The 11,914-nt window shown below is 52.3% G+C and carries 12 protein-coding genes; 4 read left to right on the top strand and 8 right to left on the bottom strand.

The features are described from left to right. Positions 1-141 precede the first annotated feature (141 nt). The 4 genes from BD749_RS17305 to BD749_RS17290 all read left to right on the top strand — a co-directional run bounded on the left by BD749_RS17305 (position 142) and on the right by BD749_RS17290 (position 2,661). Positions 142-453 (top strand): putative quinol monooxygenase, encoded by a 312-nt coding sequence (locus BD749_RS17305; protein WP_101446833.1) that lies wholly within the window; start codon positions 142-144, stop codon positions 451-453. A 25-nt stretch (positions 454-478) separates the two neighbouring features. Then, positions 479-1,006, top strand: a complete 528-nt coding sequence (locus tag BD749_RS17300) for a GNAT family N-acetyltransferase (protein WP_180336448.1) — start codon at positions 479-481, stop codon at positions 1,004-1,006. A 176-nt stretch (positions 1,007-1,182) separates the two neighbouring features. Further along, positions 1,183-2,028: a carboxypeptidase-like regulatory domain-containing protein gene (locus BD749_RS17295; protein ID WP_101446831.1), complete on the top strand. Its 846-nt coding sequence runs from the start codon at positions 1,183-1,185 to the stop codon at positions 2,026-2,028. Between the two features lie 18 nt (positions 2,029-2,046). After that, positions 2,047-2,661 carry a carboxypeptidase-like regulatory domain-containing protein gene (locus tag BD749_RS17290; protein ID WP_101446829.1) on the top strand — a complete coding sequence of 205 codons (615 nt, stop codon included), beginning with the start codon at positions 2,047-2,049 and terminating at the stop codon, positions 2,659-2,661. Positions 2,662-2,764: 103 nt separating this feature from the next. Here the strand turns inward: BD749_RS17290 and hemA are convergent, their stop codons facing one another. The 8 genes from hemA to BD749_RS17250 all read right to left on the bottom strand — a co-directional run bounded on the left by hemA (position 2,765) and on the right by BD749_RS17250 (position 11,873). Next, a complete protein-coding gene (gene hemA, locus BD749_RS17285) occupies positions 2,765-4,027 on the bottom strand; it encodes a glutamyl-tRNA reductase (RefSeq protein WP_101446827.1) in 1,263 nt (420 codons plus the stop codon). Positions 4,028-4,116: 89 nt separating this feature from the next. Next, positions 4,117-5,178, bottom strand: coding sequence for a response regulator (locus BD749_RS17280; RefSeq protein WP_101446825.1), 1,062 nt, complete (start codon positions 5,176-5,178; stop codon positions 4,117-4,119). Then, positions 5,175-6,407, bottom strand: coding sequence for a hybrid sensor histidine kinase/response regulator (locus tag BD749_RS17275; protein WP_101446823.1), 1,233 nt, complete (start codon positions 6,405-6,407; stop codon positions 5,175-5,177). Before BD749_RS17275 ends, BD749_RS17280 begins: the two co-directional genes overlap by 4 nt. Before the next feature lie 178 nt (positions 6,408-6,585). Next, the gene (locus tag BD749_RS17270; RefSeq protein ID WP_101446821.1) at positions 6,586-7,032 is read right to left on the bottom strand and encodes a response regulator; all 447 of its coding nucleotides are present in this window, start codon (positions 7,030-7,032) and stop codon (positions 6,586-6,588) included. 6 nt (positions 7,033-7,038) lie between these two features. Further along, on the bottom strand, positions 7,039-8,583 hold the full coding sequence (locus BD749_RS17265; RefSeq protein ID WP_101446819.1) for a sensor histidine kinase: 1,545 nt from the start codon (positions 8,581-8,583) through the stop codon (positions 7,039-7,041). Positions 8,584-8,644: 61 nt separating this feature from the next. Continuing rightward, complete coding sequence (gene nadB, locus BD749_RS17260; protein ID WP_101446817.1) at positions 8,645-10,231, bottom strand: L-aspartate oxidase; 1,587 nt, start codon at positions 10,229-10,231, stop codon at positions 8,645-8,647. Positions 10,232-10,336: 105 nt separating this feature from the next. After that, complete coding sequence (gene nadA, locus BD749_RS17255) at positions 10,337-11,380, bottom strand: quinolinate synthase NadA (RefSeq protein ID WP_101446815.1); 1,044 nt, start codon at positions 11,378-11,380, stop codon at positions 10,337-10,339. A 19-nt stretch (positions 11,381-11,399) separates the two neighbouring features. Beyond that, positions 11,400-11,873, bottom strand: a complete 474-nt coding sequence (locus BD749_RS17250; protein ID WP_101446813.1) for an RrF2 family transcriptional regulator — start codon at positions 11,871-11,873, stop codon at positions 11,400-11,402. Positions 11,874-11,914 lie beyond the last annotated feature (41 nt).

Raw genomic sequence — 11,914 nt, 5'->3', positions numbered from 1 at the left:
TATAAATTAGATACATCCTCCTTCCATTGCCCACAGTAACCCAATATCCTGAATGAATGCGGCGCCAATTGCATTAAATATTCCTTATATTGTGACATTATGCCTTGCTTACAGGGCAGAAACCTTTGCACTTCCAACAGTATGAAAAAGTACGGCCTACACGGAAAACTACAGGCAACTACAGGCAACGGCCCTGCACTCGCCCAGCTTCTATTAGAAGCTTCCAAGATGGTTTCAACAGCAAAAGGGTGTCGGCTATACCTGATCAGCCAGGAAGACACAGCTCCGGACGATGTATGGGTAACCGAGGTATGGGACAGCAAGGAAGACCATGACAACTCCCTGCAGGCACCCGGTGTGAAGGAACTGATCGCACAAGCCATGCCGCTGCTGGCCGGCCGACCTGACAAAGGCCAGCAGTTGACGGTGCTGGGTGGAGCTGGGCTGAACTGAGTCTAAAGAAGATAAATTAAACGGCATGCCCATCCAGATCAGACAAGAACAACCCGCCGATTATCCTGCTGTGTTTGCGCTGGTGGAGCAGGCGTTCCGGGATCTGGTGATAAGCGACCACACCGAGCAGTTTCTGGTAGAACGGCTCCGAAAGTCCAATGCGTTTATACCTGAGCTTTCACTGGTGGCCGTCGACCAGGGGAAAATAGTCGGTTACATCTTGCTGACGAAGCTGAAAATCAAGAACCACCAGCAGGAGTTTGAATCGCTGTCGCTGGCGCCAGTAGCGGTGCTGCCTACCTACCATCGGCAAGGGATTGGAGCCATGCTCATGGAGCAAGCGCACCTTGTTGCCAAAGACTTAGGCTATACCTCCGTTATTTTAGTGGGGCACGAACAATATTATCCTCGCTCCGGCTACAAACCTGCTTCTACATTTGGCATACGCTTTCCTTTCGAAGTACCCGATGCAAACGCCATGGCTGTGGAGCTGGTAGAAAATGGTCTGGCAGGTATAAGCGGTGAAGTGGTATACCCAAAAGAGTTCTTCTAGGTTGATCAGCCCGCTAGTCTGATAAGGTACTAGTACCTAGCAGCAAAACTCAATTGCTGTATGAGCGCTTGCAAAAATCACGACAGCGCTTGCAACCTATGTTACAGAAATTGAATCTTCCTGATACCCGCTATACCTAAACACGGTATAGGCGACTCACCTTTAAGATTCAAGCTATGCCTAAAGACAAATTACCCCTACTGCTTACTACGCTTCTCTTCCTTTTTATTACAACTGTTTCTTTCAGCCAGACCTTCAGCATAAAAGGTACCGTTGTATCTGCAGCACAGCAGGAGGCTTTGCCTTATGCCAATATCGGCATCAAAAAGAAAAACATCGGCACGGCCACACGGCCAGACGGTAGTTTCACGCTTAGTCTGAAGGAAGAAAACCTGCTCGACACCCTTGCTTTCTCAGCGATCGGGTATAGCGAACTTGCTGTGCCTGTTTCGGCAATCCTCTCGGGTAATAACAGCACTTTTGAACTCCAGGAAAAGACAACCGCGCTGCGCGAAATCGTCATCAACAGCAAGGCGCTCAAGACCAAGAAAATCGGTACTACGTCGCGCAACCCCTTCCTCTACGGCTCAGCTGAAACCACACAATCAGACGACATATCCGAATTGGCCAGGTATATCAATTTAGATGGCAAACCTTCGGAGCTTGCATCGGCCACTGTATACCTGCGCAGCATTAAACTCGACTCGGCTACGTTCCGCATCAACCTGTACCGCGATGTGGCAGGTATGCCAGGCGAGCGGCTTGTCGAGAAAAGCATCATCAAGCGGCTGCCGCTCACGCAGGGCTGGGTGACAGTGCCGCTGGAACAATACGATTTAGTAATGGACGAGAACTTCTACCTGGGTATAGAGTACCTGCCCGAACATAGCAACCACGAGAAGTATATTTTTATTTATGGAGCGGCTCTGGGTGGAAGTGTCTACTCCAGAAAAGTCAGCCTGGGAGATTGGAAGCGGGAGATCGGCGGCAGGATAGCTGCTTATGTCACCGTGAGGCAATAACCACCACAGCTGCCCTGCATGAAACAAACTTTGTTCTTCTTCGCTGCGATCGGCCTGTTGGCTCTATTTACCTGTTCGGAAGCGCAGGCGCAGCACACTCAGTCAATCGACAAAAAAGTCATTCAGTTTTCGGGGATGGTATTTGCCAGCGATAGCCTGACTGCGTTGGAGGGAGTTGCCGTGTATGTTCCTGGCACGACACGGGGAACGCACACGCGCAAAAGTGGCTACTTTTCGATGCCTGTTGTGGTTGGTGACACGGTCGTATTCGGTACACTGGGTTACGAAAAGCTATACCTGATCGTGCCTTTGGAGACGACAGAAAACTACCTGGCGCGAAAGATTGTGATCAAGAGAAAAGAAAACAAGCTGCCTATGGTGGAGGTGATGCCCTGGGCAACGGAATATGACCTGCGGCAGGCCGTGCTGCGCACCAAACTTCCCGAGGAGCCTAAGGACAAGCTACCTGTTATACCTCCACCCGTAGTTTACAAATCGATCACCAAAATGCCAGCCATGGATGCAGAGGCCAATTTCCGGTACGGACAGAACATACTGAAAGACCAGCGTGAGGCACGCATCAGAGTGCCGGATATCCTGAAAGTGTTTTCAATTCCGATCAAGTATTATTAGTGCTGATTCGAGTGAGACTAAAACAAAAAACTCTCCTTTAGTGGAGAGTTTCATAAACTTCTGATGTGGTAATCTAAGAATTTTAGAGCTTATCAGGTATAGCTTATGCTTCCTGCTTTTCGAGATTGAACAGCGCACTCAGTCCTTCGAGCAATGCCTCAGACTCACCGCGTTGGCAGGCTGCTTTCAGCTCCAGAGCAGGCAGTTTCACGATCTTGTTGAGGATGTTTTTGGTAATGGCCTCAACAAGTTCCCGCTGGTCATCGCCCAGCTTTTTGGTGTAGCGGGCCAGTTCCTGCTGACGAATCTCCTCCAAACGGCTCTTAAACTGCTGCAAAGCAGGCGACATCGCCATTTCGCGGGTCCAGGCATTAAATTCAATCATGGCTTCGGCTATGATCTCTTTTACCTGCGGTATAGCGGCCATGCGCATGGTCAGTGCCTCGGTGGCACGGTTCCGGATGTTGTCTACGTTGTATACCTTGGCGTTTGACAGGCTTTCGATTTCAGCATCAATGCTGCGCGGCATGGAGAGGTCCACAAAGAATTGAGGTGCGTTTGTGCCCATTTGCTCTACCTCTGCTTTGCCTATAAAAAAACAGTCGCCCGGTACAGACGAAATCACCACATCGGCTTTCGCCATTTCTTCCCACACGTTCTCCCAGTAAATAGCGCGGGCATTGGTCTTCTGCGCCAACTCGAGCGCCTTAAGGTGCGTGCGGTTCGCAATGGTCACGTTGCTGATCTTCGACTTGCCGAAGTTATCGCACACATTGGCTCCGATCTCCCCTACCCCAATCATCAGCACGCGCGGATCGGCCATCCCTCTGGTCAATTCCTCTACCAGCTCTACAGTGGCGTAAGAAACCGAAGCAGCTCCGTCAAAAAAGGCCGTCTGGTTAAACACCTGCTTGTTGGTATAAAAAATGGTGTGCATCAGCCTGTGCAGAAACGGTCCGGCCATATCGGCATCGGCCGCCCACTGGTAGGCTTTCTTCACCTGGTTAAGTATCTGCATGTCGCCCACCACCTGCGACTCCAGCCCCAGCGACACATAAAACAGGTGCTGCACGGCCTGCTGGTGCTCGGTGATGTTCTGGAAATAAGTCGAGATCTCTTTGGTTGCGATAAAGCCTTTCTCAATGGCGATCAATTTGATGATGGCCCGGGAAAGGTCTTGCGCAGCTGAATAGTATACCTCGGTGCGGTTGCAGGTTGAAAGCACCATCACATCCTGCGCATCGGTGAATTCGCGAATCTTATCCAGCAGGTTGCGACATCCGATCTCGTTCAGCGATACGGCTTCGCGCACAGCAATGGGTGCTTGCTTGTAAGATAATGTCAGGGCTTTAAACTGATTTTGCATGTCTTTCTCTCAGATACAATGCAAATTTCTTAAAACCCGGGATTGGAAAGTATGACTTATGTCACTTTCGTGTAGGAGAATTGTCACCCTTAATTCCTCATCCGTTCCAACTTCTGCGAGTTCAGGATCGTGATCTTGCTGCCGCGGGTGTCGATCAGGTTTTCGTCCTTGAAGTCGGCCAGGGTCCGGATCACGGTCTCTTTGGAGGCGCCTACGATGCTGGCCAGGTCCTCGCGGGTAATTGAAACCTCTGACTTGTAGTTCGGGTCTTCTTTGTACTGTTTCTCTACAAATAGAAGCGCCTCGGCTACTCGTTTGCGCACCGAATTGTAGGCCAGTTTCAGCAGGCGATCTTCCCGGTCGGCCAGGTTGTCGGAGAGTATCTTGATGAACTTGCCGGCCACGTCGCGGTTTTGGTAAAGCAAGGTATAGAAGTCCTCACGCGGAATGATGTATACCTCAGAGTCCTCCAGCGCCATCGCCGACTCACGGTAGGCCTTTTCTTCCAGCAAATCGAGGTAACCGATAAAGTCGCCGTCTTTGTAGAGGCAGGTGATGTACTCGCGCCCTTCTTCGTTCGATTTGTAGGTTTTGATCTTACCCTTGTTCAGGAAGTACAGGTTGCTCGGGTAATTTCCTTCCGAGAACAAGTGCTGCTTTTTGCGGAATATCGTAACGCGGCGGTTCTCAGAGATCAGTTTGTTAAGTTCCTCGTAACCTTTTGCCTCCTGTATAAAGTTATCGAGCCCCTGCACATTGCGCTGGAACTCCGCCTTCATGATCTCGTTTTTCTTCAGCCGCATCTCCACCACATCGAGCAACTCCACATCGTCAAATGGCTTGGTCAGGTAGTCGTCGGCTCCCAGGTTCATGCCTTTCCGGAAGTCATCCTTCTCCGACTTGGCGGTTAGAAACACGAAGGGGATGCTGGCTGTTTCCGGATACTTGCTAAGCATGTGCAGCACGCCATAGCCGTCGAGCTGCGGCATCATGATGTCGCAAATGATCAGGTCGGGGTGCTCTTTTTTGGCCAGGTCCACACCCAGCTTGCCATTTGGTGCCTCCAGCACCTGGTAGTTGGCCAATGACAGAATCTCGGCGGTGTTTTCCCGGATCTCCTGGTTGTCTTCAATCAGCAATATCTTTTTCATATCTGTGCGGTATATGGCAAAGTGATGGTGAATGTGGTGCCGTGGCCCAGCTGGCTTTCATAGCGTAGCTCGCCACCCATTATCTCTACGTATTTTTTTACAATGTTAAGCCCCAGCCCTGTCCCCTGTATGTTGGTGACGTTCTGCGCTCTGAAAAACGGGGTGAACAGGTGCGTCTTGTCCTCATCAGGTATACCAATGCCCTCGTCGCGTACCTCCAGCGTCACGACATTGCCTGTTACGAAAGTCTTGAACCAGATCGTACTCTCCTCCCCGGAGTATTTGCTGCCGTTGGAGAGCAGGTTGATGATCACGTTGCGCAACAGTTGCTTGTCCAGGTATACTGTCTGCTGATCGCCCTCATGGTGGTAGTCAATGCGCTGCTTTTCTTTCAGGTAACCCTGCATTTCGTCTACTACCTCAGAAGAGAAGCTCTGCAGATCGAAAGTAGTCGGTACGTTGTGTATTTTCCCCTCCTCCATCCTGCTGATAGACAGAAAGTCGTTGAGGATGTTGGTGAGGTTATGCACCGCTGACTTGATACGCCCCACATGCTTGAGGCGCTTTTCGTCGTCTTCGGCGGTTTTATACTTGGTTATAAGCGATGCCGACGACAGCACGGTGCTGAGCGGCGTCCGGAACTCGTGTGAGGCGATGGTCACGAACCGTGATTTGAGTTCGTGCAGCTCTTTCTCCTTTTGCAGTGCTTTGTATATCTCGGTCTGTGCTTTTTTGAGGGTCCGGTTCGCTTTCTCCAGATTCTGAATGGCGGCGGCCAGTTCCTGCGTGCGGTCTTCTACCCGCTGCTCCAGTTCCGTGTTCAGTTTCTGGATCTCGGCCAGACTCTTCGCGTGTTCAATGCTGTATCGGATCGAGCGCTCCAGGTCGTACGGGTTAAAAGTACCCTTCACCAGGTAATCCTGCGCCCCGGCCCGCATGGCCTTTTCGTCGGTTTCGCGGTCGCTTTGGCCAGTGAGCAAAATGAACGGAGCGGCTATGCCTTCGTTCACCGCCTGCGTAATCAGCTCGAGCCCATCATGGGCACCCAGCCTGAAATCGACCAGGTATACGTGGTGGCGCTGCTCGCGGATAATGTCAATTGCCTCGTTGAAAGACGGCGCCCACTCCAGCACATAGTTGCGCCCGGGTATATCGTCCATAATATCCCGCGCAATGATGAAGTCATCTTCATCATCATCCACCAGCAAAACTCTGATTCTGTCAGGCATATTTTGAGTTTGGGAGTTAGAGAGTTTGGGAGTTTGAGAGTTTAGGAGGTTAAGAGTAGGGTAACAGCTTTAGAATGTTGAATTGACTTAACTAAGTGACTGAGTCTCATTCTTTCATTAACTCAATACTGAAAATTCATATTTCCTAAACTCTCAAACTCCCCAACTCCTAAACTTACTAGGGTTTGGGCAGTTCTACTATTTCGAACCAGTACTTGCTCAGGGTTTTCATCACGTCTACCAGTGCTGTAAAAGTAACTGGTTTAGTAATGAAGGAACTTACACCCAGATCGTAGGTGCGGAGGATATCCTCTTCGGCTTTGGAGGTAGTCAGCACCACCACCGGCAGTACGCGCAGGTGTTCGTCGGCTTTGATCTCTTTCAGCGCCTCTCGCCCATCTTTTTTGGGCATGTTGAGGTCGAGCAGAATAAGTCCCGGTGTCTGGTACTTCTCTTTGTCTGCAAAATTTCCGCGGTTGTGTAAGTAATCCATCAGCTCCTCGCCGTTCTCCACAAACTGAATGGCATTGCTCAGCCGGTTCTCGTCCAACGCCTCCTTAATGAGCATGCGGTCTTCCGCGTCGTCGTCAGCTATCAGTATCACAATAGGTCTATTCGATTTCATAGGCTTTTATTCCTTCAGATGTGTTTTTGCTAAAGTAACAATGAAATGCGTGCCCACTCCCGGCTTGCTTTTCGCTGTAATATCGCCTCCGTGCCGTATCGCAATCTTGCGGCAAATGGCCAGGCCTATACCGGAGCCCTCGTATTTCTGCCCCTCCAGCCGCTGGAAGATGTTAAAGATCCGGTCCAGGTATTTCTCTTCGAAGCCAATGCCGTTGTCTTCCACGTGCAGCTCCACCAGCTCGTCGCCAGGGGTTGCTGTCATGTGTGCTTTCAGCTGCACCTCTTTGCCGTATACCTTCACCACCGGGTCCACGTCGTCTTTGCGGAACTTGATGGCATTGCTGATCAGGTTCTGCAGGAGTTGGCGCAACTGCGTGGGCTCTGCCTGAATGACGGGCAGCGGCCCCACCTCCACCGTGGCGTGGGAGCGTTCAATGGCAATCTCCAGATCCGAGATCACGTCGCGGGCAATCTCGTTCAGGTCTGTTTCTACAAAGGGTTTGGACTTGGAAGTGACCCGGGAGAAAGTGAGCAGATCGTTAATCAGGTTCTGCATGCGGTTGGCTGCGTTGAGCATACGGTCCACGTAGTCCTTGCCCTGCTCGCTCAGGTTCTCGTATTCCTTCATCTTCAGACGGTCGCCAAAAGCCTGGATTTTGCGAAGCGGCTCCTGCAGGTCGTGCGACGACACGTAGGCAAAGTCCTGCAGCTCGCGGTTACTTCGCTCCAGTTCGGCAGCGTAGCGGCGCAGGCGCTCCTCCGTTACCTTCTGGCGGGTGATGTCGTGGATGAAGCCGGTGTATACCTTGCGGTCGGCCAGTATTACCTCACTGATGCTCAGGTATAGCGGAAAGATCGTACCGTCTTTTTTGAGTCCGGACACCTCGCGGCCTATACCGATAATGCGTTTCTCGCCGGTTTCGTGGTAGTGGTGCATGTAGTTGTCATGCAGGCTGCGGTCGGGCTCGGGCATGAGCAGGTTAATCTTCCGACCTATCACCTCCGACTCATCATAGCCAAAAAGCCTGCATGCCGACGGGTTGATCATCTCAATGACACCACGCGTATCGATGGTGATGATGCCGTCCACAGCGGTTTGGATGATGGAGTTGATGCGGCTTTCGCTTTCACGCAAAGCGGCCTCGGTTTTTTTGAGTTCGGTGATGTCGTGAATCACACCCGTGAAGATCTGCTTGTCGTGCAGGTTCACCTCGCTGATGCTGAGCAGGAAAGGAAACACCGTGCCGTCTTTTTTCTTGCCGAGCACTTCCCGCCCCTTCCCGATGATCTGCCCCACACCGGTGCGGTGATAATTGTTCAGGTATTTATCATGCAGACTATGGTCTGGCTCAGGCATGAGCATGCTTACGTTCTGGCCGACAATTTCTTCGGGCTGATAGCCGAATATATGCGCGGCAGCAGGGTTCACGGTCTCTACAATGCCCCTGCCGTCGATGGTGATGATGCCGTCGATCGCCGTCTCGATGATGGCTTTCAGGCGCGACGCATTGTCTGTGTGCTGATTAGATGGATTTTCGTGTACTTCCAAGTGCGTTTAATTTCCTAAATATAAGCACTACGGCAGTATTCTCAAAAAAGTGATTGTACACCTATTTTCGGGCTACCTGTGGTATCATGCTGTTTTCGCTCAAAAGTCGGTCTGTCTGCGCTTCCACGATGAAATGCCCTCCCACACTTTCGCGCCTGGCGAGCGCTGCCTTCGTTATCAACTCGGCCACAGTGAGCAGATTTTGAAGTTCCTGCACCTCCTGCTTTATACCTGTCAGGCTGGTAATATACTTCACCTTTTGCTGCAACACTTTCAGTTGGGCTTCACAGCGCATCAAACCACTAACGGAGCGCACAATCCCGGCCTGCTCCCACATCAGCCTCTGCATCCGTGCACGGCATTGGAACACCTCAGCCTGCATTCCTGGCCACCAGTAGGCTGGGCTGTTTTCAGCAATTGCGAAAGCGGGTATAAACGGCGACTGCTCAAGCAGACGCACAGCCTGCTCTGCGGCACTCTGCGCAAACACGACACCTTCCAGCAGCGAGTTGCTTGCCAGGCGGTTCGCCCCGTGCACCCCGGTGCAAGCCGCCTCCCCAATGGCGTACAGCCTGTTTAAGGAAGTACGTCCGTGCAGATCGGCTCTCACGCCACCACACTGGTAATGCGCCGCCGGCACCACAGGTATGAGCTGGCTTGTCACATCAATATCTATAGTGGAACACTTATGATAAATAGAGGGAAACTCTTGCTGCACTTTCCCCGGTGGCAGATGCCGCACATCCAGGTATAGACAAGGGCTGTTGAGGCGTTGCATTTCGGTGAGCACGGCACGGGCTACTACGTCTCGGGGAGCCAACGAACCCAGTGGATGGTATTGGTGCATAAAGTGGCTGCCATCCGGCAACACCAGCTCCGCTCCCGCCCCACGCAGGGCCTCGCTGATCAGGAAAACCTCACCATTGGTCTGATATAAAGAAGTCGGGTGAAACTGAAAGAACTCCATGTTCTGCACCTCTGCTCCTGCCCTGGCCGCCATAGCAAGTCCATCGCCTGTGGCTATACCTGGGTTGGTGGTATACTGGTATACCTGACCCGAACCGCCGGTAGCCAGCACCACCGCCTGCGCAGGTATAGACCGAATCTCCTGCGTATGCAGATCCAGCACCTGCACGCCATAGCAAAACGTGCCTGCATTACTGGTATCAGTGAGCAGTTCTATACCCATCTGAAACTCCTGCACAGAGATGTTTGGGTGTCGCCGCACAGCCTCTTCCAAAGCCTGTTGTGTACTGCGCCCGGTATGGTCTTTTACATGTACAATGCGGTGATGGCTGTGGCCCCCTTCCAAACCCAGGGCTATGTCGCCGGATGCCGCCTCGTCGAAATGCACGGCTATACCTTGCAGCCACTCAATAGCAGCAGGCGCCTCCTGCACCATGTAGCGAACGGCCATTTCTTTGCAGAGCCCAGCACCCGCTTCCAGCGTATCCTGCACGTGTTGCTCAAAGGAATCGGTGGGGTCGAGCACGGCGGCTATACCTCCCTGGGCATAGGCGGTGTTGGTTTCGGAGAGGGAAGACTTGCAAAGCACCAGCACGCAGGAATGGGCAGCGGCCTGCAAGGCAAAACTGAGCCCCGCAATGCCACTGCCCAACACCACGAAATCAAAGTCTGGCGCTTTCATTTATTATTTTGACAAAAGACTGAATGACAAAGGACAATAGACTTTCTTCCCATGAACACTATTTCTTTGATGAATGGCCCAGTCTTATTCTAAGCCGAGACTTATCTATGAAAAGGCAAGCATGCGCTCTATCGGCAGTAAGGCTCTTTGGCGTATATCTTCTGCCAACTCCACGGTATACATCTGCTCCGCCTCCGTGCCAATGGCCCGCAGTGCCTGTAGGGTGCGCTGCAGCGTGATCTGTTTCATGTGCGGACACTTGATGCAGGGCACGATGAATTCCTTCTCCGGATACATGCCGCGCAGGGTCGCGCCCAGGTCGCACTCCGAGCCCAGAATGAACTGCCGCGATTTGCTCTCGCCTACAAAGCGGAGGATGTCGGAGGTGCTACCCACAACCCCACCGGCTCCGGTCAGGGCGTCGGCTACTGTGTTGTCGGGCACTTCCCAATGCACGAGCACTTGCGCCTCGGGGTACATCATTTTGAGTCCGTTGATACGTTGGGGCGTGAACTGCTCGTGCACCTCGCACTTGCCTTCCCAGAGGATCAGTTCCTTGCCCGTTTCGGCTTTGATGCGGGTCTGCAGGTTGCGGCCCATGAACAGGTCAGGCAAGAAGATCAGTCGGTCGGAGTCAAAGGAGCGGGCAATGTCGAGCGCATTGCGGGATGTGCAGCAGATGTCGGCTTCGGCCTTGGTCTCGGCGTAGGTGTTGATGTAGGCCACTACCGGTACGCCTGGATACTGGGCCTTGAGCTTGCGCACATCAGCGCCAGTGATGCTCTCGGCCAGTGAACAACCTGCCTCAAAACTGGGCAGCAGCACTTGCTTGGCCGGATTCAGGATCTTGGCGGTTTCGGCCATGAACTTCACACCGCAGAAAATGATATTGTCGGCCTGTGCACCTTTGGCGGCCACGCTCAGGCCAAGCGAGTCGCCCACAAAATCGGCTATACCGCCATCGGCGTGCGACACCTGCAACTCCGGCGACATGTAGAAGTGAGACAGGATCACCGCGTTCTTCTCACGCTTCAGTTCCCGTATCTCTTCAACCATCTCCTGCAGGGCGGCAATCTCTTCGGTTTGGGCAAAAGGGTGCATGGCTCTGAATTTTTCAGAGAAGGCACCCTGTGTCAGGGTCGCTGTCATTTGTATGTTTAGGGTTGTTTTAAACTATGCCTTGGGCTTGGCCGTTCAGCAAGGTTTCGGGTTGGTTTTTGATGAAATATTTTCCGGTTTTCACATCGTCTACAAGACTCTGGATGGTCTTGTCGCGGAACACTTGCAGCAGGTGGTCACGGTATACCTTGATCTCGTCGTGGAGCGGACAAGGGTGTTTATCGGAGCATTGCTTCATGCCCATCCCACATTTCTTGAAAGCTTCGAGCCCATCGATAATGCGCACTACCTCCAACAGGTTGATCTCGCTGGCCGGGCGATGCAGGAAAAAGCCACCGTGCGGACCTTTGATAGACGCGATGACGCCTTTGCGCACCATGTCCTGCAGGATCTTGCCCATAAAGTGAGCCGGCAGTTCCAGCTCGTTTGCGATTTCCTTTATACCTACCCGCTTTCCTTCATCGTCAGCCATCGCGATGTACACGATAGACCGCAGGGCGTATTCTGTTGTTTTCGAAAGCATAACCTTGTCCTTTCTAATTTCTTGCTCCAGCCTGCAAATTT

Origin of the sequence: Pontibacter ramchanderi, assembly GCF_002846395.1 — a bacterium.
GTDB classification, from domain to species: Bacteria; Bacteroidota; Bacteroidia; order Cytophagales; family Hymenobacteraceae; genus Pontibacter; species Pontibacter ramchanderi.
This window is presented reverse-complemented; position numbering and strand designations above follow the sequence as displayed.

Coding starts and splice junctions, on each gene's coding strand:
- BD749_RS17305 (WP_101446833.1), top strand. CDS start 142: ATGAAAAAGTACGGCCTACACGGAAAACTACAGGCAACTACAGGCAAC.
- BD749_RS17300 (WP_180336448.1), top strand. CDS start 479: ATGCCCATCCAGATCAGACAAGAACAACCCGCCGATTATCCTGCTGTG.
- BD749_RS17295 (WP_101446831.1), top strand. CDS start 1,183: ATGCCTAAAGACAAATTACCCCTACTGCTTACTACGCTTCTCTTCCTT.
- BD749_RS17290 (WP_101446829.1), top strand. CDS start 2,047: ATGAAACAAACTTTGTTCTTCTTCGCTGCGATCGGCCTGTTGGCTCTA.
- hemA (WP_101446827.1), bottom strand. CDS start 4,027: ATGCAAAATCAGTTTAAAGCCCTGACATTATCTTACAAGCAAGCACCC.
- BD749_RS17280 (WP_101446825.1), bottom strand. CDS start 5,178: ATGAAAAAGATATTGCTGATTGAAGACAACCAGGAGATCCGGGAAAAC.
- BD749_RS17275 (WP_101446823.1), bottom strand. CDS start 6,407: ATGCCTGACAGAATCAGAGTTTTGCTGGTGGATGATGATGAAGATGAC.
- BD749_RS17270 (WP_101446821.1), bottom strand. CDS start 7,032: ATGAAATCGAATAGACCTATTGTGATACTGATAGCTGACGACGACGCG.
- nadB (WP_101446817.1), bottom strand. CDS start 10,231: ATGAAAGCGCCAGACTTTGATTTCGTGGTGTTGGGCAGTGGCATTGCG.
- nadA (WP_101446815.1), bottom strand. CDS start 11,380: ATGACAGCGACCCTGACACAGGGTGCCTTCTCTGAAAAATTCAGAGCC.
- BD749_RS17250 (WP_101446813.1), bottom strand. CDS start 11,873: ATGCTTTCGAAAACAACAGAATACGCCCTGCGGTCTATCGTGTACATC.